Consider the following 23,168-nt stretch of genomic DNA (forward strand, 5'->3'; position numbering starts at 1 on the left):
GCTGTTAGAACTCAATCTGTACGAGTGCCCACACAGATGATTGCTTTATATTGTTAAAGAACGTTGCGACGTTGTCGCTAGGGATGCGTATAATACATCCTTAATTTTTCGAGTCAACACTTAATTTTAAACTTTCTTTTTAGACCGTTTTAAACCGAAGTTTTACTTAACTCTCTGTCACTTTGTTCAGCGTCTTTCGTTGCTGCCCGCCGTGTCAGTGGATGCGCATTATAGGGATGCGAAGAATTAACGCAAGCACTTTTTGTAGAAAACTACTAAAAACTTACCTTTCGCGCAAAAAACAAGCTAAAGGCAGTAAAAAACACAGTTTACTGTACAAAATATAGCCAACTTTTCTCGAGAGGATCTTAAGTATTATCGATATTAGGTAATACGCAAGTTTTTAAATAAAAAAGCGCCACTATTTTTAATGGCGCTTTTATCAATCAATGATGGATTAGTACAAGATACTATATAGTTTACGGCGATACTTAGACGCCAATGCATCGCCATCAGGTAAAGAGGCAATGATTTCTAGATAGCTTGGTTTTGCATCTGCGTAGTTAAGATCTTTTTTAAGCACATTAAATAACACCTCTAACGCTTCTTCTTTGCGACCCGCATTATTAAGCGCATTGCTTAACTCTACTTTTATCTCTAAATCATTTGGGTATTTTTCAACTTTAGCTTGCAGTGCTTTTATTTCTGGAGAGTCTGTTGCAGCTAATGCTTGTTCACACTTTGCTTGAATATTTGTGAAATACGCATCACGTTCATTCTCTGCCACTGAATCTAGTAATGCTTGTGCATCTTCTAATTTATGAATTTGAATACAAATATCAGCTAATACTAATTTTACACGCGTATGGCTCGGATCAAGCTCATAAGCCTGCTTTGCATAATTAAACGCATTATTTAAATCTTGATTAATTAACGCTTGCTTAGCTTGTTCAAGTAATAACTCGTGCTGGGCTGGTAAATGCTTTGCTAGCGCATCACGAATTTGCTGTTCTGTTTGAGCACCCGGTAACATATCTACAGGCGCAGAATCTTTTAACATCACAAGCGTTGGTAATGCTTGCAAACCAATTTGCTGTGCAAGTTGCGCTGCAAGAGCTTGCTCAACGTCACAGTCTAATGTCGCTACTAATAAATGCTCACCGTATTCATGTGCGATTTTTTCTAAAATAACAGCTTGCTGATGACACTCTGGGTTTTGCGCAGAGTAGAAAGTTAGTAAAACTAATTTTTCGGCTGAGGTCTCACCCAGTACTTGCTGTAAATTCTGTGGAGTAACATTTACCATATTATTCATTTGATCAATTGCACTATATAAGTATTTAGGTTTTTATATGGTGACAAACATAACAATTACAAGCCCATTCAGTCGAGGTCATTATGAAATTATCAGTTATATCTGCTGCGTTATTATTTCTTACTCCCATAACACAAGCAACAAGCTTAGATTTAAATCTTCAAAAAACCATGCCAGAGATTGAAAAGCTTTACTTAGATTTACATCAATCTCCAGAGCTTTCTTATCATGAAAAACAAACAGGTAAGAAATTAGCAAAACGACTTACTAAACTTGGCTTTGAGGTTACTGATAATGTAGGTGGCTATGGCGTAGTGGGTATTTACAAAAATGGTACTGGACCAACTGTGATGATCCGTACCGATACAGATGGCTTACCCATTGTTGAGCAAACTGGTAAACCGTACGCTTCAAAAGTAACGGTTACAAACGACGAAGGCTCAACTGTCGGTGTAATGCATGGCTGTGGTCATGATATTCACATGAGTTCGTTTATTGGCACAGCCCAACAGTTAATGACACACAAAGATCAGTGGCAAGGTACATTAATGATGGTCGCACAACCTGCAGAGGAAGTAGGCGGTGGTGCAAAAGCAATGCTTAAAGAAGGGCTTTTTACTAAGTACCCTACTCCAGACCATGTTATTGGTTTACATGTCAGTGCGAGTGTTCCTGCTGGTAAAGTTAGCATGAAAACTGAGTATACGATGGCAAGTGTTGACTCTGTTGATATTACTGTAAAAGGTAAAGGTGGTCATGGTGCTTATCCTCATACAACCATTGACCCTGTTGTAATTGCTTCACGTATTGTGTTGGCACTGCAAACAATTACGAGCCGTGAATTGTCACCATTAGAGCCATCAGTGATCACCGTAGGCTCAATTCACGGTGGCTCTAAACACAATGTCATTTCAGATGAAGTTAAACTGCAATTAACGCTTCGTAGTTATAACCCTGAAGTGCGATTACAACAAATCGCAGCAATTAAACGTATCTCTAAAGGGATTGCATTAAGTGCAGGACTTGATGAAAGCTTAGCGCCCGAAGTGTATGTGCATGAAGATGAGTCTATTCCATCTACTTATAATAATCCTGAGCAAACCAATCTAGTCCGTAATGCTATTTCTAACGCAATAGGCAAGAGCAATGTACTGGAAACTGACGCTGTGATGGCCGGCGAAGACTTTGGCCTTTATGGTCGTACAGAACAAAATGTACCAATTACTTTGTTTTGGTTAGGCGGTGTTGAACCTAGTCAATATGATGCCGCAATGCAATCTGGTGCAACATTACCTTCTTTACACTCAAGTAAGTTTGCACCTGATTACAAAAAGGCACTCCCTACGGGTATTACAGCTATGAGTAATGCCGCGGTTGCACTATTCAACAAACAGTAGTTTAGGCTGACTTAACTCTGGGCTTAGCTTTTCTTTTAAAACGTCGCTTTTGCGGCGTTTTTGGTAATTGAGCAAAGACTTGACTATCGCACTGTTTGGCTTGATCAACTAAAGCATGTAACTCAGTCAGTAATGGCGTTAAAAACTGCTGATAACTCATATTCTGTTCAGCTATATTCCCTAACGACGCTTCCCACTTAGCTGTTAAGTCAGGGCTAGCAAGCTGCTCTGGTAATGTACTTATGAGAGCTTTACCTGTTACTGTAGCTAAAATGTTTTTACCTTGACGCTCTAAAAAGCGGCGCTTGAATAAAAGCTCAAGAATGCCTGCCCGTGTAGCCTCAGTACCTAGACCATCCGTATCTTTGAGGATCTTTTTAATTTCAGGGTCTTTCACATAGCGACTGATGCCTGTCATAGCACTTAATAAGGTCGCATCAGTAAAGTGCGCTGGCGGTGTGGTCATTTTGTCTACCACTTCACCTTGATTGCAATGCAGCGGCTGACCTTTTTCAAGTGGCGGTAAGGTTTGCTCATCCTTTAACTCTGTTTTGCCCATTAATGTTTTAAAGCCTAAGCTAATATCTTGCTTAGCAGTAGCTTTAAAAAGCCCACCCGCAATTTCAACCGTTATTTTGGTTTCGTTAAACACATAGTCTGGATAAAACTGAATTAAATAATGACGACAGATCAATCGATAGATTTTTTGTTCTTCGCTATTTAATGATGCTGAGCGTAGCTGTTTTTCGGTAGGAACAATAGCGTGGTGAGCTGCAACCTTGTTGTCATTAAAACATTTACTCCGCTTACTGGTATCAGCTTGCTTGCAAGCTTCACTTGCTTGACCTTCATTATTGGCGATAGCGGCAATAATACTCGCTGCATCTTTATGATGCTCTTTTGGTAAATAGCGATTATCTGAACGAGGATACGTAATTAACTTATGACGCTCATACAAGCTTTGACAGGTATCTAGCACCTTTTGTGCTGGCATAGAAAACGCTTTTGCCGCATCAATTTGTAAAGCCGACAAGTTATAAGGTAACGGCGCTTGTTGTTTTTTTTGTTTTTGCTCAAGCTCAACCACCTTAGCTGGTTGATTAGTAATTCGTGACACAACATTTTCAGCAAGTCCTCTATGTAATACTCTACCTTCTTCATCTTGATAGGGCTCGCATGCTTTACTTGGTTGCCACTTAGCAGAAAATGTTTGCTGCTGCTCTGTTTCGAGATGAGCCAAAACTTCGTAGAAAGGTTTTGCTACAAAGTTAGCTATTTCATTATCGCGATTTACAACTAGCCCTAAAATAGGTGTTTGAACACGACCTACAGACAACACATTACCAAACCCTGCTTTTTGCCCAGCAAGCGTATAAGCTCGCGTTAAATTCATGCCAAATAACCAATCGGCACGTGAGCGAGCTAAGGCTGATACGCTCAAAGGAATAAAATCGCGATTCGACTTTAAATTATTCAGCGCTTTTTTAACTGCACTTAAGTTTAAGTCGCTTATTAAGAGCCGCTGGATTTGCTGTTTTTTAGCTTGGCTTAGTTTTACCTGTTCAATTACTTCATCTACCAATAACTGGCCTTCACGGTCAGGGTCACCAGCATGGATGATTATACTCGCTTGCTTAATCAGCTTTTTTAATACGGTGAGTTGTTTGCGTGTTTTTGCTTTAGGTTTTAACTGCCATTGTTCAGGCACGATAGGTAAGTGCTCAAATCGCCACTTTTTAAAACTTGCATCGTAATCGTCAGGCTCAGCTTGTTCAAGCAAATGACCAATACACCAAGAAACACAATCACCATTAGCAAGCTCAATATAACCTTCCTGCTTTTTTTGTGGTTTTGGTAGTGCATCAGCAATGGCTCGTGCAAGGGACGGCTTTTCGGCAATGTAAAGTTTCATAACGCAACACTAAATACTGTTTTTATAAACAGTAGTCTAACACAGCATTTTTTACTTAGGAATGGTCTCGGCGAGCCTATTGCGACGGGTAAATAAATAAATCATAGGCAAATAACATACAACTACGGTGCCTATATTAATAACAGGGAGTAAGGTTTTATACATATATGTGCTATACGATAAATCCCATAAGTGAATATCAATTACGCGAAATAGTTGTAATATGGGTGCCATTACAACAACTAACTGCCCTAGTACGCTCTGCCAAAGATAAACCTTATCTTTTATACCAAGATAAGCAATGATGGCCATCCATGCTATGTCATTAAATGCCCATACAACGTAACGCCAAACAAAGATGTCATCAAACTCACTCAGGCTTGAATGGATAAGAGTGCCATATAGAAAAAAACTAGCGGTTATTACAGAAAACCTGAAGGCGAGCCAATCATTTCTGATATAAAAAACAAAAATAGCTGGGCTCAGAATGAACACCCAGCTATTACTTAATATAACAATAAAAGAGTTGAACCAATCAGGCACGAGTAACGACCTTAATCAGTTTTCTGTTTTACCATCGTTACCATCACCGTTACCTGGCAGGTAGCAATATTTATCGAGCTTTTTCATTCTTATACCCATTACATTCTTTAACTAATTGTAACTGTAACTGATTTAGGGTCTTACATCAATAGGATCCGACTCTTGCGCCTTGCCTTGCATAATTGAGATTTCGACGCGACGGTTACGCCTTCTATCTTCATCGGTAACATTGGGAACAAGTGGCCTCGTTTCAGCATGGCCCACTACGACCATTCTCGATTTATCGAAACCTGGGGCTTTTTCCATTTCACTTGCAACTGCAACTGCACGCTTTGAAGATAAATCCCAATTATTGGTATATAACTCATTGGAAACCTGAAAATCATCAGTGTGACCAGATACCGTTATTTCGCCAGGCACGTCTTTTAGCAAGGTTGCAATATCTCGAATAATTGGTTTAAATTTAGGCTGTAAGAACGCACTCCCTGAAGGAAATGAGCCATTTTCCCGAATACGAATAATAATTTGCTGGCCTAAAGACTCTAGTTCAATCGCCCCATCAATAATCTGTTGTTCAAGTTGTTGCGCAATTTTCTTCACAAGCTCGTTGGTTTGTTCTTGATTCGCAGCGGAAATAGATTGATCCATCGCTTGTTCTTGCGCTGTACTTTGAGACTCACCGCCACGCTTATTACCACGCTGCTCTTGACGTCCACCTGCTGAGCTTTCATCACCGGCTTGGAATTCCAACATCTGCTGGGTCATTTCAACCGTTTGTTGTTGAATTGTTTCGATAGGCGTAGGCTCGGGTTTACCCGGCGTAAACTCCATGGCTATTACTGAAGTTCCTTTTGGGATGTCTTTTACTTCAATTTTGTTTTGTACACCAAAAGCAAACTTCATTGAGCCGGCAATTTGCTTAAATTTAAGGACATCCATTTCAGAAAAGGCAAGCAAGAGTACAAAGAAGCACATTAACAGTGACATTAAATCTGCGAAGGTTCCCATCCAAGCTGGTAAACCCGGAGGTGGACATTTGCACTCTTGATCAGACATGCTTACTCCTCAGTATCCACTTTTCGTTTAGACTCTGCTAAGTAGTTTTTCAAGATACCTTCTATTACTTTCGGGTTTTGACCATCTTGAATACCCAGTACCGCGTCGAGAATTAAGCGTTGGTTAAGAGCCTCTTCGTCTTTGCGTAGCTCTAGTTTTACCTGAATTGGAATAGCAACCACATTCGCTAAGAACGCGCCATATAATGTCGTTAATAGTGCAACGGCCATCGCAGGACCGATAGCTTTAGGATCGTCCATATTTGATAACATGGCAACAAGACCAATTAGCGTGCCTATCATACCCATTGCAGGAGCTATGTCGGCTAACGATTTAAATAGTCCCGCGCCATGCTCGTGACGAGTGGCAGTAAGTGCGATATCTTTTTGCAAGGTAGCACGAACCACATCGGCGTCATGACCATCGACGAGCATATCAACGCCCTTGCGCATAAAGCCATTAGGAATTTCAGCTTCTTCGAGTGCTAAAAAACCACCTTTACGGGCTGAGTCTGCTAACTCTACAGCTTTCTCTATTAGCTCTTCTGGAGATTCTATCTTGAACATGAAAGCTTTCGCGGCAACTTTACCTATGCCCAAAAACTGACCCATAGTAAAGTTTGACAACACGATGAAAATAGAGCCGCCAAATACAATGACCACCGAAGGGGTGTTATAAAACATTGCAACTTGGCCATCACTACTTAACACCATCGACATAGCAATTAAGCCTATGGCACCAAGAATACCTATTATGGTTGCTAAATCCACATACCCCTCCAGAGGAACAATTGCACGATACCCTAAGGCATCAAATTTTTATTATTAACTGCTTATCGGCAAGCAATTGAAATACTTAAATCATTAAATGAATTAATTTTATTTTAATGTAAGTTTCTCAAGCTACAAGTTTATCTTGTGTCTAAAAGCGTAAAAATAACATATTGGCGTTGCTTTATGCGTAAAAAAACACATCATTCTTTGACCTAGTTTAGCATTCCCCCTAAAATTGGCCTCACTTTCTATCAGCTAGTGAGGCCACTATGGCAGCGAAGAAACCAGAAAACTTGAGCTTTGAAGAAGCCTTGGATGAATTATCTAATATTGTTGTACAAATGGAACAGGGTGACTTGTCATTAGAGCAATCTCTTAAGCAGTTTGAACGTGGTATTGCATTAGCTAATGCCTCATCAGGTAAACTACAACAAGCAGAACAAAAAGTTGCCATACTTATGGGTAACGATAGCCAAGCTCCACTGAGCAATTTCGATTCAAATTTGGACTAATTTCAGTGCAATTAATAGACCAACTGCAAGATGCGCGCAATGATGTTGAAGCAACACTTAATCACTATTTTGATCAGCCTTTAGATACCGAACAAACAATAAAAGAAGCCACTCATTATGGCGTGTTAAATGGCGGCAAACGATTACGTCCATACCTTGTTTATGCAACAGGTAGGATGATGGGGGCACAGAAAAAAGACCTCGATATTCTTGCAGCAGCCATTGAGTGTATCCATAGCTATTCACTAGTTCATGATGACTTACCAGCAATGGATGATGACGATCTGCGACGTGGCCGCCCTACTTGCCATATAGTGTATGGTGAAGCAAACGCTATTCTTGCAGGTGATGCACTACAAACACTTGCCTTTGACTTAATTGCCAATCATCCTTTTTCTGTACCGCCAGCGCAGCAAATAAAAATGATCGCCTCATTAAGCAAAGCCTCAGGTATTGAAGGTATGGTAGGTGGTCAAGCGCTTGACATTAGTGCGACGAATAATGAAATCAGTGTCGAACAATTAGAGCGTATTCATCAACTGAAGACAGGGGCACTGCTTAATTGTGCAATAACCCTAGGTGCATTGTGTGCCAATCAATGTGACGAGTACACATTAAAACAGCTTAATTTGTTTGGACAAGCGATAGGTCTGGCTTTTCAGGTACAAGACGATATCCTAGATGTCGAAGCAGATACAGAAACACTTGGCAAACCACAAGGGTCAGATATTGCAGCGAATAAAGCAACCTACCCCGCTCTTTTAGGACTGGATGGCGCAAAGCAAAAAGCGCAAGATTTACTCGCACAGGCACATCAAGCTTTAGAGGCGATTAATTTCAATACGAGTGAACTGGCAAGGCTTGCCAACTATATTGTTGAACGCAAATATTGATGCGTAAAACAACGACAAAATAACTAAAAAATCAGAGTCACAATAAGCTATAATGCACTCTGGTTAGCGAAGGATGTATATAAAATCATGACACTTGATAGTAGCAAGTATCCATTATTAAGTTTGGTTGACGAGCCAGCACAGCTGCGTGATTTAGCGCAAGATAAATTACCTGCGTTTAGTAAAGAGTTACGCGAGTACCTGCTTAACTCAGTCTCGCAAAGTAGTGGTCATTTAGCCTCAGGGTTAGGCACAGTTGAATTAACTGTCGCTCTGCATTATGTCTATAACACGCCCTCTGATCGACTCGTTTGGGATGTAGGCCATCAAGCCTACCCACATAAAATTTTAACGGGTCGCCGTGACCAAATGCATACTATTCGCCAAAAAGACGGTTTACACCCTTTCCCATTTCGCGAAGAAAGCCAGTACGACACATTTAGTGTAGGTCACTCAAGTACATCAATTTCAGCCGCACTAGGAATGGCCATTGCCGCTGAAAAAGAAGGTAAAGATCGAAAAACAGTGGCTGTTATTGGTGATGGTGCGATTACTGCAGGTATGGCATTCGAAGCGATGAACCACATGGGTGATGTAAACCCTAACGTATTAATTATCTTAAATGATAATGAAATGTCGATTTCTGAAAACGTGGGTGCACTAAACAACCATTTTGCACGAATCTTATCAGGTAGTTTTTATACCAACATCCGTGAAGGCAGCAAAAAGCTGCTATCAGGTTTGCCTCCAGTAAAAGAGCTGGCAAGTCGCATGGAAGAGCACTTAAAAGGTATGGTCATCCCCGGCACTTTCTTTGAAGAGCTAGGTTTAAATTATATCGGCCCGATTGATGGGCACGATGTAAACATGTTGGTTGATACCTTACGCAATATGCGTAATCTTAAAGGCCCACAATTACTGCACATAAAAACGCAAAAAGGGAAAGGTTATAAACCTGCTGAAGCGGACCCTATTGGCTACCACGGTGTACCAAAATTTGATCCAAGCATGTCAAAACTACCCAAATCAAAACCAGGAGCCGCTACATTCTCTAATGTGTTTGGTGACTGGCTTTGTGATATGGCAGCACAAGACGACAAGCTGATGGCAATTACCCCAGCAATGCGTGAAGGCTCAGGCATGGTACGCTTTTCGAAAGAATACCCCGAGCAATACTTTGACGTTGCTATTGCGGAACAACATGCAGTAACACTGGCAGCAGGTTTAGCATGCGAAGGCTTAAAACCAGTTGTTGCCATTTACTCAAGCTTTTTACAACGTGCATATGATCAGCTCATTCATGATGTGGCACTGCAAAACCTTCCTGTTTTATTTGCCATTGACCGTGCAGGTATTGTTGGCGCAGACGGTGAAACTCACCAAGGTGCCTACGACTTAAGCTTTATGCGCTGCATACCAAACATGATCATCATGGCACCAAGCGACACCAATGAGTGCCGACAAATGCTTTACACTGGTTACCAATGTAATCAACCAGTAGCAGTTCGCTACCCACGTGGTAGTGCAGGCAATTGTGACGTTGAAACGCAAATGAGCGCAATTGAAATAGGCCGTGCACGCACTATACGCAAAGGCAGTAAAGTGGCGATTTTATCGTTTGGTACATTACTAGAAAACGCTGAACTGGCGGCAAAGGAGCTCAACGCCAGCTTACTTGATATGCGTTTTATTAAGCCGCTTGATACACAAGCTATTGATGACTTACTCGCAGAGCACGATGTACTTGTGACATTAGAAGACAACGCCATAGCTGGTGGTGCTGGCTCGGCAGTTAATGAGTATTTAGCAGCCGCTAAGGCAAGTGTAAAAATATTGAACTTAGGTATTCCTGATGAATTCATTAAGCATGGCACTCAGCAAGAGATGCATGCAGAAATGGGATTAGATACCCAAGGAATAGTAACCAGTATCAACGCATTCATAGCCTGACATTAATTTACAAAAAGGAGCATAGAGCTCCTTTTTTATTTATAGAACAATCACATCTAAAAAAATTGAAAAATAATTAATTTTTCTGCATCCAACATTATCCCTTCTTCGTTTATTCACTGAGGTTAACCTGTGAGCAAGTAATGCTTTTAAGCTGTGCTAAGCAAAACCGATGTCTGTTCACATTTGATGGAATATTAAAGAAGGTATGAACAAATGAAAGCGTTTAAAAACAACCTAGCAGTAGAGCAAATTGACACTCAGTCTAAACTTATGAAGTTAACATTTTCGGCCTTAGCGCTCGCTGTTACGATTGGTATTGCAGGCTGTAGTGGCGATGATGGTAAAGACGGTGCAGCAGGTCAACAAGGTGTTGCAGGACAAGATGGTTCGGATGGAATGGATGGGCAAAATGGGGCGCCAGGCTTTGCGGCAGCCACCTTTATTCTAGCTAACAATGGCGCTGATAACGCAGGCACAGTCAACTTGATTGACCAAAATGCGGCTAAGTTAAGTACATTTAATAGTGGTGCCAACGAAGGTGTTGCATTCGATAGCTTAGGTAACTTAGTGCAAGCAGCAGATTCTGCTAATGGCTCGTTAAGTACCGTATGTCAGGTGCTTAGTCGTGGCGATGGCAGCTATAACAGCAGTATCGATCGTATGATAAGCGGTACTAACACAACCCTTGTCAATCCCAAAGGTATTCATGTATCTCATAAGCATGGCTTGGTGCTGATTGCTGATTTTAATGCGATGCAAGTCACTGTATTCGGTAAAGAAGCCGCAGGTGATGTGGCCCCACTTGCAACAACCACCACAGCTGCAAAACCATGGGACTTAACCTACGATGATGACAACGATCGTTTATACGTTGCGCTAACCAATGGTGATGTAGCAGTTTATGACAATTACGTCAGTGGTGGCTTTGTAGCGACACCAGCCCGAACAATTACACCTAGCGATGACAGCGGTGCTAAAGTTTCAGTCAACATTCATGGCATCGCGCTTGATATGCAAACTAACACCTTAGTACTCTCTGATGTAGGCAGTGCATCAGATGCAACAGATGGTGCAATTTTTGTTATTTCTGATGCATCACAAGCCAGTGGCATGGTCACGGTAGATCGTCATATTGCAGGGCCTATGTCTATGCTAGGTAACCCAGTTGATATAAGCCTCACAGGGAGTGACTTAAGAGTCGCTGAAAAATCAAATGACGCAGTTCTGGTATTTAGTAACATATTTGCAGGCCCAAGCGGTGATATTTCGCCAGACTTAGTCACTGCGACTACAAAACCAGAATCAATTACAGAAACCATCATGCATAACGATATGCAAGATAGTTCTGATAGTATCATGGTGAATATGCCGCTACTTGGTGTTGCAGTCAGCAGTAACCCAGGAGCCGTAGGCCCTACTACGGGGCAAATTAGTCGTTTAAATGCTCCTTTAACAGCTGAGCTTGCGACTTATAATGCAAGCCAAACCATTGAGAGTGTTGCATTCGACAAATCAGGCACTAGCTATGCCACATTTGATAATGCAAGCACGTCAATTGGCGGCGTTGCAATTTCAACTAAAGTGGCGACTTCTCGTGATGGCGAAAGCTTTTCAATGGCCCAAGACAGATTAATTACTGGCGCAAATACCGGTATTATTTCACCGAAGGGGCTTGATGTAGCATCTGATGCTGGCATGCTATTTGTTGCAGAATTCAATCCAACTACACCTGGGGTTTTGATATTTTCAAGCTGCGCAACAGGTGATGTAAGCCCACTCATGACACTGACTCCTAGTGCTAGTGCGCGCCCTTGGGATGTTGACTATGACCCTGTAACAGATAAAGCGTTTGTTGCACTGACCAATGGCACGGTTGCAGTATTCGATGAAGTTAAAAGCAAATGGCTAGCTGGCATGACAACTATTTCAGGTGAAGATCGCTTAATTACTCCTGCATCGGGTGGTACTGCATTTGCGGCGCCAACCAACATTCATGGCATAGACTACGACCCAACCAGTGACTCGTTAATTATCTCTGATGTAGGCAGTGCTGCGGATGCAACAGACGGTAAAATTTACGTGATAAATAATGCATCAATGGCAAGTGGTTTAACCAATGTTAGCGTTAACATCGCAGGTCCCGCTAGTCAGCTTGGTAACCCTGTAGATATTATGTACACAGGCAGCCATCTCTATGTGGCTGAGAAATCAAACGGTCTAGTAATGCGTTTCGACAATATTTTAAATAGCCCTGGAGGCGATATCGCTGCAGATGTTAGCTATTCATTTACAGCGCCTGAGTCGGTGGCTATTTTACCTGCTTGGCTTAACCACTAAACCATCAATAGGCGTTTAGGTAACAAGCGCCTTGGTTGGCCTCCAATGCCTTATCTAGCCCTAGATAAGGCATTTTTATTTAGCGCATCCAGATTTTAATATCTGCTAGACCATTAGCCTGAAGAGCACTGAGTTGCTGATCAACATTTTGAGTTTGTTCAAACTCAAATGCGTCTAGTTGCTCATCAAACGTTATATTAGCAACCCCGTCGCCACCACGCTTTTTAACTTGATGTAGCGCGATATCTGCAAGGTTCACTGATGTTTCCCAACCAATAACTTGCCCACCTAGCAAAGGAAGCGGATAAAAAGACCATCCAAGAGAAGCAGTAATGGTTGTTGACTCTCCATTTGGAAGTCTAAATGCATTACCCGCAATAGCCTCACACAGTTCAGCTGCATAACTATCTATACCAGAACGTTTAAAATCACGTAGTAAAAGTAAGAACTCATCACCGCTCCAACGTGCAACATAATCAGAGCCTTGGGTACGACTATTCAACAGTGTAGCCATTTGCTGTAAGCAACTATCACCAGCCAGCGGTCCATAGGCGTCATTGATACGGCTAAAATTATCAAAATTAATAATCATCAATACTAAGCATTTACCCTGCGCTTGCAGTGATTGCGAGTTACGCTGGAAATGTTCAATATCCTTAGGGAGTTGATCAAATAAGAAGCGACGACTACGAAGCCCCGTCAGCTCATCTGAGTGACTAACTAGCTTAAGCTGTGAGTTTACTTGGTTGAGCTTATCGTTCGCTTCACGTAGCTCTACGGTGCGTTCTGTTACTAAGCTTTCAAGGGCTAACTGCTTGCGTTTTTCTTGCGCTCTAAACACCCAAAAGACCAGATAAAATAATAAAATAAAGCTGCTTGTAATGAGCAATCTAAAATAAATAGTTTCATCAAATCGTTGTGGGACAACAAACGCATAGTCTGTTCTGCGCGCTTTCTGCCAATCTTCACCACGGCGTTTAGCTTCTAGATGAAATAAAAAAGAGCCCGGTGGTAAGTTAGTGTAGATTGCTTCGCGACGTGTGTTTGCGTAGCGCCAGTGACTATCTAACCCACTTAATCGGTAACGGAACTCAATACTTGAAGGAGCATAATAATCAATAGCGGTGTACTTAATGGTGACATCTCGCTCATCAATTTGTAATTCTGGTTTAGCACCAAGCGAAGCCGTACTCATTTGGCGAAGTGGTGTGGTAATGTTTTCAATACGTGGCTTAAGTGCTTTAACACCAAATAGTTCAACACTTTTAGGTATTTCAACGACCCCTTGTAAACTTGGGTACCAAATTGAATTACCAGTGTCCGCCACCGCATCATGACCAAGACCCGCACAACATTGGCTAGCCTTACCATCAAGCTGGCGGTCAAATGACGAAATAACCTGCTCAACTTTCAAGCTCTCAATGTCGGTACTAAACTGCTCAACCGGCATACGGTATACGCCTTTCATGGTACTGACCCAAATACGTTTTAGTTGTTTGTCGTAAACAAGACTGAAAATAGATCCATAAGGTAAACCGTCTGTAGCATCTAGCTGACGCCACTGCCCTTGTGTGCTTCGATAAAATAAGCCATCATTCAAAGAGCCAATTAAAATACCCACACCGTCGATATTTAAAATACTGGTCACATACGCACTCTCTAAACTGGTCTGATCGCCAATTTTCTCAATACCGCGGTCGGTAAAGTAGTAAGCACCTTTACTCGTGCCAATTAAGCCAAAGTTTTGCTCATCCAGTACGTAGGTTATAAATTTACTGCTCAAAAAGGCGTTGTAAGCAAATGGCGTTAATCCCCCATAACTTAACCGATACATGCCCCGACCCGTGCCAAGCCAGAAACCGCCTTTGTTTGAACTGCTAATTGCAAATACGGGGTTATCACGAAGCGCTCTACCAGGTACCGTATACAAACGCTGGTTTTCATAATAAAAAACGCCTCGACCAGTGGCAATATAGAGGCGGTCGCCATCAAATTGTAAGTCATGCACCGCAGCGCGACCAAATTGATTGCTGGGTATTTGATTTACAAAGTTTTTATTGTAATCGAAGTAACCAACACCACTACGGTTAGCAACCCATAACTTACCATCAGGCGCTTGGCTAATCGCCATCACCGCTTCGGTCATATTTGAAATAGCAGAATGGCGCTCTATTCGCCCTTCGTGGGCAAGCCATAAACCTTCACTAAAGCTTGCCAGCCAAATATTATTTTGATTATCACGAAAGATGTCAGCAAACCAAATGCTCTGATCTAACTGACTAGGCTCAACCCACTGCCAGTCACCTGAGTTATCTCTAAATAATAAACGACCATAGGTTGATATCCACAACGCACCATCTGAATCGCTCATAAACTTATAAACAGCTGAGTTGCTCGCGTTGGGGAGTGGGAATGGACGCAGCTCATCATCTAAATCAAGAAAGTATGCACCCAGCTCCGATGCTAAATATAAGTTACCCTCAAGCCAAGCCATATCATGAATAATGGTCTGCGCTAGGCGCTCAGGCAATGACACTTTTGCGGTAAGTTCTAAACGTAGCTTTGCAAAGTCAGATGAGGTATTTGTTAAACGCAACAGGTGACGCTCATTGACCAACCATATACCTTCTGGTGATAGCGCCATTTGGCTGACTGAACCGACAATTTGCGTAATTGGTGTGGCATTGGATACAGGCACGACCAAGGCTGAATTTTGTTTTAATGTAACCTGATTACGTGCTACGAAATAAAGGCCATTGGCTGCAATCCAAATACTGCCTTTTGAGTCTTCTAGAATATCGCGAACAGGCCCTTTTACGTTAAAGGTTTGCGACATCATAGTTTTAGGATCAAGTGTTACCAAACCATTTTTGGTACCAACCCAAAGTAACCCAGTGCTATCTACCAATAGCTTATTAATACCATTACTAGGTAGAAAATCGCTATTTTGTGTATTGAAGTTAGTAAAGGTATTTCCATCAAAGCGACTTAGGCCAAACTGTGTGCCTAGCCACATATAGCCTTGCTCATCTTGGGCAATACTTTTTAAAGATTGTGAGGGCAAGCCATTTTGGATATTCCACTGTTTAACGACGTAGTCGGTAATAGACGCAAATGCAGACGTGCTGCAAAGCATCAACAAACAGAGAATTATAAATCGCATCATATACTTGCCACCAAGTAACACCTAACTCATCGTTTAAAAAGGTAAATAGCCTGCTTTAGACAAGGCTTGAACACAAATTAATGAAAATATACCTGCTAAAATATCATCAGCCATGATGCCCAAGCCACCGTGTAAACGTCTATCTAAAATTCGGATAGGACCTGGTTTAGCAATATCAAAAAAGCGGAACAATAAAAAACCAACCAATAATGACTGCCAACTTAATACGGCACCTATCATGGTGATATAATAACCAGCAACTTCATCCCAAACAATGGCTGGATGATCATGTACTCCTAAGTCATCGGCTGTTTTACCACAGGCCCAAATACCAAACACACTGATCACAATGGCGAACACCACCTGTAACCACAATGGAAAGTACATAGTTATAAAAATAAATGGTAAGGCAGCAAATGTACCGAAGGTACCTGGTGCTTTAGGCGCAAGACCTAAACCAAAACCCAAACCAAAAAACTGGTGTGGGCGTTTTAAATTGAATAAACGGTTACTGCTCAAACCGGCTCCTTCGTAAAATGCTGAAAGCCCTTACCTTGATAGTTAAATTTTTCACCATCAAGTAATAGCTCAATCTCGCCTTCGCCACTTTGAATTTGCCCAACACAACTCGCTTCAACACCGTACTGGCGTAGTTTCATATCTACCATGCTTTTATTACTTTCAGGCACAGTAAACAACAACTCGTAGTCGTCACCGTAATTTAGAATGTAATCAAACTGCTCTTTACGTGGAATTGAAGAATTTAAGGCATCTGACACAGGCACTTTATCAACATTAATCACAGCACTAACTTGCGATAGCGCTAAAATATGGCCTAAATCTGCCAGTAAACCATCAGAAATATCAATGGCTGATGAGGCTGCACCGCGTAAAACTTGCCCTGCAGCCACTCGAGGCGTCGGGTAATCGAAGCGATTATTTAAATAGCTTAAATGTTCTGGGGCAATATCAAGGCCTTGCTTACGTGCTTCTATTGCTACACCAGCATCCCCCAGTGGACCAGTTACATAAATCCAATCGCCCACTTTGGCACCACTACGACGCAACGCTTTACCTTGAGGTACGATGCCTTTAGCACAAATGGTAATCGTTAAAGGCCCTTGTGTTGTGTCACCGCCAATGATCTGCACATTGAAGTACTCTGCAATCTCATGCATGCCTTCGGTGAACTGTTCAAGCCACTCTATATTAGCATCTGGCAATGTTAAACCAACCGAAACCCACGTAGGTTCAGCGCCCATTGCAGCCAAGTCACTTAAATTAACGGCTAAAGCACGATGTCCTAGGGCACGCGGTGATATATCATCAAAAAAGTGTACACCCGCGACTAAGGTATCTGTTGTTACTGCCAGTTGGCAGTTTTCAGGCACGGTTACTAACGCACAATCGTCACCAATTCCAAGGTTTACATCACGACGAATAATGCCGCGACCTTTAAAGTAACGATTGATTAATTCAAATTCCTTCATACACAAAAAAGCCGGCCCAAGCCGGCTCTCCTTTACGGGGTTGATTACTTGCGCAGCTCTTTCACTGCTTTATCAAGTACACCGTTAACAAATTTATGACTATCTTCAGCACCAAACATCTTCGCAAGCTCAATGCCTTCATTGATTGCTACTTTATAAGGTACGTCTTCACGGAATTTCAGCTCGTAGCCAGACAGACGTAAAATTGCTTTTTCGACCATGTCTAACTCATCAGCTGGGCGTGCTAAATGTGGTGCAACGATTTCATCTAATTGCTTACAGTTAACAACAACACCGCGTGCTAGGTCTTTGAAATATTCGACGTCGATTTTAGTCACATCATTTTCAATTAACATTTGCTGTTCAATGTCAGCAATTGGGTTACCGCTTAACTGCCAAGAGTATACGGCTTGAAGTGCTAAGATACGTGCTTTACGTCTTGCTGCTGGTTTCACAGAGATTCCTTAAACTTAAATTTTGTCTAACACATTAACCATTTCAAGCGCACCTAAAGCAGCTTCGCCGCCTTTATTACCCATTTTGGTACCTGCGCGCTCAATTGCTTGCTCAATGCTTTCAGTGGTTAATACGCCAAATGCAACCGGGATATCATACTCAAGAGATACTTGTGCAAGACCTTTGTTTGATTCGCCAGCGACTAAATCAAAGTGTGGCGTACCACCTCTGATCACTACGCCTAAAGCGATGATTGCATCGTGTTCTTTCTTTGCTGCAACGCGTTTCGCTGCTAAAGGTAATTCAACGGCACCTGGTACGTAAACAACGGTAATGTCGTCGTCAGATACGCCACCTGTGCGCTTAAGCTCATCAACAGCACCTGCTAATAGGCTGCTACCAATAAAGTCATTAAAGCGAGAAATGACAATGGCAAATTTTTTGCCTGGTGCGTATTTGTTACCTTCAATAATTTTCATTTAATAACCCTAAAAAATAAGTTTAAGCGGTTGCGATTGCGCAAAAATTACGGCGCATAATACCACAAAAATATAAAAGTAGCCTAGTTAATTAAGACTGCGGCTCAACGTAATCAACCACCTCTAAGTGGAAACCAGATAACGCATGGTACTTTTTCGGACGGCTCATTAAACGCATCTTTTCAATACCTAAATCAGCTAGGATCTGAGAGCCGACCCCCACGGTACGCGATGTACCTTGGAATTTACGATGACTAACATTTTCACCCGCATCTTCAGCGGCAAATGCTTTTACCGTTGCTTCAAGCTCTTCGGTTGACTCTTGTTTACCTAAAATTACTAACACACCATCATGTTTAGCAATATAAGCCATTGCATCAGATAACCCCCAACTACGGTCTGCATTGCGATCTGAGAGCAAAATATCATTAAACGTACTTTGTAAGTGAACACGTACTAACGTTGGCTCATCTTTTGATACGTCACCTTTTTGTAAAACATAATGAAGCTGACCATCAATAGTGTCTTTGTAGGTCACTAAATCAAAGTCACCATGCTCGGTTGGCAGTTTACATTTAGCAACGCGCTCAATGGTGGTTTCGTTTAGGTTTCTGTACTCGATTAAATCCGCAATGGTGCCAATTTTTAAGTCATGCTCTTTCGCAAATACTTCAAGATCTGGGCGACGTGCCATGGTGCCATCTGCATTTAAAATTTCAACAATCACTGATGAAGGCTCAAGACCCGCTAAACGCGCTAAATCACAACCCGCTTCAGTATGACCGGCACGTGTTAACACGCCACCTGGCTGCGCCATAATTGGAAAAATATGCCCTGGTTGTACAATATCGCTCGGCACGGCACCTTTAGCAATAGCCGCTTGCACTGTGCGTGCGCGGTCGGCCGCAGAAATACCCGTTGTTACGCCTTTAGCCGCTTCAATCGACATAGTGAAATTAGTTGAAAAGGCAGCACCGTTGTTTTTGACCATAAGTGGTAATTCTAACTGCTGACAACGCTCTTGTGTCATGGTTAGACAAATTAAACCACGGCCGTGTGTTGCCATAAAGTTGATGGCATCAGCACTAATATGTTCTGCTGCGATGATTAAATCGCCTTCATTTTCTCTGTCTTCATCGTCCATTAAAATAACCATTTTACCGGCTTTAATGTCATCGATAATTTCTTGCGCGCTGTGTAAATTCATAATGTGCCCATGAGAGTATGATTAATTTGACCTATCCGTGCTTATTTAATAAAGCCAGCTTGTGCTAGCAAGCTCATTGATATGTCTGAACGGGAAGGTTGTTCAGCCCCTTTTATTAGGCGCTCTAAATAGCGAGCAATCTGGTCAACTTCTAAGTTCACCTGAGTACCCACCTGAAATTCTGCAATCGTTGTTTGCTCAGCGGTATGTGGAACAATCATCAACTTAAAGCGATTTTGCTCGACTTCGTTGACCGTTAAACTAATACCATCAATACATACCGAACCTTTGTAGGGAATGTATTTCATTAAATCGCTGTTGGTACTTAGCCAATACTCTGTTGCACGAGCATTAGGGCTAATACTTTCTACCGTCGCAATACCATCAACATGCCCTGATACCAAGTGCCCGCCTAAACGAGAAAGTGGTTGCATGGCTTTTTCGAGGTTAACTGTTTGACCTTTTTTATAATGCGCAAATCCAGTTAAGTTGATTGTTTCGTTTGATAAGTCAGCACTAAAACCATCGCTATGTTTAGCGACAACCGTTAAACACACACCGTTGGTGGCAATACTGTCACCGAGCTTGACGTCTTTCATATCCAAATTATTGCTTTGGATACGAATAGCTAGATCACCTTGTTTTTGTGTTAGTTCAACAATTTTACCTGTTGCTTCAATTATTCCAGTAAACATAGTGCTACTCTTTATTTTCAATGTCTGTGGCTTGCTTTGCTTTTGTCGCTGTTAAGCGGATGTCGTCACCAATCATCACTGTATCAGTAAAGGTCAGTTCAGTGATATCACTCATCATGGTGACTTCTGCAAAGTTTAGTAAGCTTTTGCCCATATCACCTATTAACTTAGGAGCAATATAAACAATGTATTCGTCAATTAAATCTTGCTCTGCGAACACCCCAGCAAGGGTCGCCCCCGCTTCGAGCCAAATATGATTAACTTGTAGTTCAGCAAGGCGCTTCAAAAGGGCCGATAAATCAACTTTATTGTTAACTGCTGGCACCACTTCGTGCTTAACGAAATGAGGCCATTGATGCTGATTATCAAGCGACGTGGTAAAAATAATCACCGGGCTCTCGATGCTGAATAACGCAAGCTCAGTCGTTAACCTATTTTGTGAATCAATAATGACTCGGGTCGGCTGGCGTAAAGGCAGCGAGGTTGGCATGGTAAATGGAAGCTCTTCAATACGAACATTCAGTTTTGCATTATCGGTCAAAACCGTATCTGCGCCAGTGAGTATCGCGCAACTTTGGGCACGAAACGCTTGCACGTCTTGGCGTGCTTTAGAGCCTGTTATCCATTTACTTTGGCCGTTATTTAGCGCAGTTTTACCATCTAAACTACATGCCATTTTACAAGTCACATATGGCAATCCTGAATCCATACGCTTTAAAAAACCTTTGTTTAAATCGCGCGCTTGCTGTTCAAGTAAACCAGATGCAACGCTAATACCGGCGTCGGCTAAAATTTGTAGGCCGCGACCACTCACCGCAGGGTTTGGGTCGACCATAGCGGCAATCACCTTGCTAACACCCGCTGCTTTTAAACCTTCGGCACAAGGTGGAGTGCGTCCATAATGACTACAAGGCTCTAAAGTCACATAGGCAGTGGCGCCTTTCGCGTTGTCGCCAGCTACAGCCAAGGCATTCACTTCAGCATGGCCCTGCCCTGCTAATTGATGAAACCCTTCACCGACTATTTCGCCATCTTTAACCAAAACACAGCCAACATTCGGGTTTGGCGTCGTAGTAAAACGACCTTGTTTAGCAAGCTCAATGGCACGCGCCATATAAGCTGTATCAAGCTCTGTAAACGACATGATTAATCACCTAAACGAGCGATTTCTTCACCAAACTCGCGAATATCTTCAAATGAACGATAAACCGATGCAAAGCGCACATAGGCTACTTTGTCGAGTTTCTTTAGTGACTCCATGATGCACTCGCCAATTAAATGGCTAGAGATCTCACGTTCACCCGTGGCACGAAGTTGAGATTTAATGATGTTAACGACTTCATCGACCTGCTCAGTGCTAACAGGGCGTTTCTCTAAAGCGCGATGCAAGCCATTGAGTAACTTGTCTTCATTGAATGGTTCGCGGCTACCGTCTTGCTTGATGACTCTTGGCATCACAAGCTCAGCGCCTTCAAAGGTGGTAAAGCGCTCATGGCATTCGTTACATTCACGTCGACGTCTCACTTGGTGACCACCGCCAACAAGTCGAGAATCAATTACTTTGGTATCTTTTGCGGTGCAAAAAGGGCAATGCATAGGGTTCAACTTCCGTTTATAAAAAACAAAAAAAGGCCGCTTAGTAAGCGGCCTTTATAATAGCAAAAAACAACGCTATTGTTATCTTAATTACGGTTTAACCAGTAATTAAGCGTAAACTGGTAATTTTTTACAGATAGCTTTCACTTTCTCTTTTACTTCTGCTTGTACAGACTCATCGTTGATGTTGTCTAGTACGTCACAGATCCAGCCCGCAAGCTCTTTTGACTCAGCTTCTTTGAAGCCACGGCGAGTAATAGCCGGAGAACCAATACGAAGACCAGACGTTACGAACGGTGAACGTGGGTCGTTTGGTACTGAGTTTTTGTTAACTGTGATGTTTGCATTACCTAGTGCAGCGTCAGCATCTTTACCTGTGATATCTTTATCGATTAGGTCAAGAAGGAATAAGTGGTTGTCTGTTTTACCAGAAACAACTTTGTAGCCACGCTCTTGAAGAACTTCAACCATAGCTTGAGCGTTCTTAACAACTTGTGCTTGGTACGTTTTAAACTCTGGTTGTAATGCTTCTTTGAAAGCAACCGCTTTAGCAGCGATGATGTGACATAAAGGACCACCTTGACCACCAGGGAATACAGCGCTGTTTAGCTTTTTGTAAATCTCTTCATCACCACATGCAGAAACGATTAGACCGCCACGAGGACCCGCTAATGTTTTGTGAGTTGTTGTAGTAACAACGTGTGCGTGAGGGATTGGGCTTGGGTATACACCTGCCGCGATAAGACCAGCAACGTGAGCCATATCTACGAATAAGTATGCACCTACTTTGTCAGCGATTTCACGGAATTTAGCCCAATCAACAACGCCAGAGTATGCAGAGAAACCAGCGATGATCATTTTTGGCTTGTGCTCTAATGCAAGTGCTTCAACTTGAGCATAATCAATTTCGCCTGTCTCTTCATTTAGGCCGTATTGAATTGCATTGTACGTTTTACCAGAAAAGTTAACGTGTGAGCCGTGAGTTAAGTGGCCACCATGAGCTAAGCTCATACCTAGTACTGTATCGTGCGGCTGAAGAAGCGCTTGGAAAACAGCTGCGTTTGCTTGTGAACCTGCGTGAGGTTGAACGTTAGCGTAGTCAGTACCGAATAATTCGTTTGCACGGTCAATAGCCAGTTGCTCAACAACGTCAACGTGCTCACAACCGCCATAGTAACGTTTGCCTGGATAGCCTTCAGCATATTTGTTCGTTAGCTGAGAACCCTGTGCTTCAAGCACGCGTGGGCTACAGTAGTTTTCAGACGCGATCAGTTCGATGTGCTCTTCTTGACGAGCCGTCTCTTTATTGATGGCTGCAAATAACTCTGGATCGAAATCCGAAATATTCATGCTACGTTCTAACATGGGGTCTCCTAAGGCAACGTGTA

20 protein-coding genes are annotated in these 23,168 nt (G+C 42.2%); 5 read left to right on the forward strand and 15 right to left on the reverse strand.

Features of this window, described 5'->3' with window-relative positions; genetic code table 11:
- Positions 1 to 457: 457 nt before the first annotated feature.
- The gene (locus L3V41_RS16455) at positions 458 to 1,315 is read right to left on the reverse strand and encodes a tetratricopeptide repeat protein (protein WP_062570212.1); all 858 of its coding nucleotides are present in this window, start codon (positions 1,313 to 1,315) and stop codon (positions 458 to 460) included.
- A gap of 83 nt (positions 1,316 to 1,398) precedes the next feature.
- Here L3V41_RS16455 and L3V41_RS16460 point away from each other — a divergent pair, with 83 nt between their 5' ends.
- Positions 1,399 to 2,712: an amidohydrolase gene (locus L3V41_RS16460; protein WP_237128107.1), complete on the forward strand. Its 1,314-nt coding sequence runs from the start codon at positions 1,399 to 1,401 to the stop codon at positions 2,710 to 2,712.
- Between the two features lies 1 nt (position 2,713).
- Here the strand turns inward: L3V41_RS16460 and L3V41_RS16465 are convergent, their stop codons facing one another.
- The 4 genes from L3V41_RS16465 to pomA form a co-directional block, all read right to left on the reverse strand.
- The gene (locus L3V41_RS16465; protein WP_237128108.1) at positions 2,714 to 4,624 is read right to left on the reverse strand and encodes a DNA topoisomerase III; all 1,911 of its coding nucleotides are present in this window, start codon (positions 4,622 to 4,624) and stop codon (positions 2,714 to 2,716) included.
- A 51-nt stretch (positions 4,625 to 4,675) separates the two neighbouring features.
- Positions 4,676 to 5,167, reverse strand: a complete 492-nt coding sequence (locus tag L3V41_RS16470) for a hypothetical protein (RefSeq protein WP_062570209.1) — start codon at positions 5,165 to 5,167, stop codon at positions 4,676 to 4,678.
- Positions 5,168 to 5,299: 132 nt separating this feature from the next.
- On the reverse strand, positions 5,300 to 6,223 hold the full coding sequence (locus L3V41_RS16475) for a flagellar motor protein MotB (RefSeq protein ID WP_062570208.1): 924 nt from the start codon (positions 6,221 to 6,223) through the stop codon (positions 5,300 to 5,302).
- Positions 6,224 to 6,225: 2 nt separating this feature from the next.
- Positions 6,226 to 6,993, reverse strand: a complete 768-nt coding sequence (gene pomA / locus L3V41_RS16480; RefSeq protein ID WP_062570207.1) for a flagellar motor protein PomA — start codon at positions 6,991 to 6,993, stop codon at positions 6,226 to 6,228.
- 272 nt (positions 6,994 to 7,265) lie between these two features.
- Between pomA and xseB the strand changes: the two genes are divergently transcribed.
- From xseB to L3V41_RS16500, 4 genes are all read left to right on the forward strand, one after another.
- Positions 7,266 to 7,508, forward strand: a complete 243-nt coding sequence (gene xseB / locus L3V41_RS16485; protein ID WP_062570206.1) for an exodeoxyribonuclease VII small subunit — start codon at positions 7,266 to 7,268, stop codon at positions 7,506 to 7,508.
- 5 nt (positions 7,509 to 7,513) lie between these two features.
- Complete coding sequence (ispA, locus tag L3V41_RS16490; RefSeq protein WP_237128109.1) at positions 7,514 to 8,401, forward strand: (2E,6E)-farnesyl diphosphate synthase; 888 nt, start codon at positions 7,514 to 7,516, stop codon at positions 8,399 to 8,401.
- A gap of 87 nt (positions 8,402 to 8,488) precedes the next feature.
- Positions 8,489 to 10,351, forward strand: coding sequence for a 1-deoxy-D-xylulose-5-phosphate synthase (gene dxs, locus L3V41_RS16495; RefSeq protein WP_193988392.1), 1,863 nt, complete (start codon positions 8,489 to 8,491; stop codon positions 10,349 to 10,351).
- Between the two features lie 216 nt (positions 10,352 to 10,567).
- Positions 10,568 to 12,691 carry a hypothetical protein gene (locus tag L3V41_RS16500; RefSeq protein ID WP_237128110.1) on the forward strand — a complete coding sequence of 708 codons (2,124 nt, stop codon included), beginning with the start codon at positions 10,568 to 10,570 and terminating at the stop codon, positions 12,689 to 12,691.
- A gap of 79 nt (positions 12,692 to 12,770) precedes the next feature.
- Here the strand turns inward: L3V41_RS16500 and L3V41_RS16505 are convergent, their stop codons facing one another.
- The 10 genes from L3V41_RS16505 to glyA all read right to left on the reverse strand — a co-directional run bounded on the left by L3V41_RS16505 (position 12,771) and on the right by glyA (position 23,145).
- Positions 12,771 to 15,857 carry a ligand-binding sensor domain-containing diguanylate cyclase gene (locus tag L3V41_RS16505; protein ID WP_237128111.1) on the reverse strand — a complete coding sequence of 1,029 codons (3,087 nt, stop codon included), beginning with the start codon at positions 15,855 to 15,857 and terminating at the stop codon, positions 12,771 to 12,773.
- A gap of 33 nt (positions 15,858 to 15,890) precedes the next feature.
- Positions 15,891 to 16,376, reverse strand: a complete 486-nt coding sequence (locus tag L3V41_RS16510; protein WP_237128112.1) for a phosphatidylglycerophosphatase A — start codon at positions 16,374 to 16,376, stop codon at positions 15,891 to 15,893.
- Positions 16,373 to 17,347, reverse strand: coding sequence for a thiamine-phosphate kinase (gene thiL / locus L3V41_RS16515; protein ID WP_062570201.1), 975 nt, complete (start codon positions 17,345 to 17,347; stop codon positions 16,373 to 16,375). The genes L3V41_RS16510 and thiL overlap by 4 nt, the downstream gene beginning before the upstream one ends.
- Before the next feature lie 44 nt (positions 17,348 to 17,391).
- A complete protein-coding gene (gene nusB / locus L3V41_RS16520) occupies positions 17,392 to 17,802 on the reverse strand; it encodes a transcription antitermination factor NusB (RefSeq protein ID WP_054552571.1) in 411 nt (136 codons plus the stop codon).
- A 15-nt stretch (positions 17,803 to 17,817) separates the two neighbouring features.
- The gene (gene ribE, locus L3V41_RS16525) at positions 17,818 to 18,282 is read right to left on the reverse strand and encodes a 6,7-dimethyl-8-ribityllumazine synthase (protein WP_036966328.1); all 465 of its coding nucleotides are present in this window, start codon (positions 18,280 to 18,282) and stop codon (positions 17,818 to 17,820) included.
- Between the two features lie 91 nt (positions 18,283 to 18,373).
- Entirely contained in the window at positions 18,374 to 19,489 is a 1,116-nt protein-coding gene (gene ribBA, locus L3V41_RS16530) for a bifunctional 3,4-dihydroxy-2-butanone-4-phosphate synthase/GTP cyclohydrolase II (RefSeq protein ID WP_062570200.1), read from the reverse strand.
- A gap of 41 nt (positions 19,490 to 19,530) precedes the next feature.
- Positions 19,531 to 20,184, reverse strand: a complete 654-nt coding sequence (locus L3V41_RS16535; protein ID WP_237128113.1) for a riboflavin synthase — start codon at positions 20,182 to 20,184, stop codon at positions 19,531 to 19,533.
- A 4-nt stretch (positions 20,185 to 20,188) separates the two neighbouring features.
- Positions 20,189 to 21,328, reverse strand: coding sequence for a bifunctional diaminohydroxyphosphoribosylaminopyrimidine deaminase/5-amino-6-(5-phosphoribosylamino)uracil reductase RibD (ribD, locus tag L3V41_RS16540; RefSeq protein ID WP_237128114.1), 1,140 nt, complete (start codon positions 21,326 to 21,328; stop codon positions 20,189 to 20,191).
- Positions 21,329 to 21,330: 2 nt separating this feature from the next.
- The gene (nrdR, locus tag L3V41_RS16545) at positions 21,331 to 21,780 is read right to left on the reverse strand and encodes a transcriptional regulator NrdR (protein ID WP_054552576.1); all 450 of its coding nucleotides are present in this window, start codon (positions 21,778 to 21,780) and stop codon (positions 21,331 to 21,333) included.
- 108 nt (positions 21,781 to 21,888) lie between these two features.
- The gene (gene glyA, locus L3V41_RS16550; protein WP_062570197.1) at positions 21,889 to 23,145 is read right to left on the reverse strand and encodes a serine hydroxymethyltransferase; all 1,257 of its coding nucleotides are present in this window, start codon (positions 23,143 to 23,145) and stop codon (positions 21,889 to 21,891) included.
- Between the last annotated feature and the right edge of the window lie 23 nt (positions 23,146 to 23,168).

Origin of the sequence: Pseudoalteromonas sp. L21, assembly GCF_021728035.1 — a bacterium.
In the GTDB taxonomy this organism is placed as follows: Bacteria; Pseudomonadota; Gammaproteobacteria; order Enterobacterales; family Alteromonadaceae; genus Pseudoalteromonas; species Pseudoalteromonas arabiensis.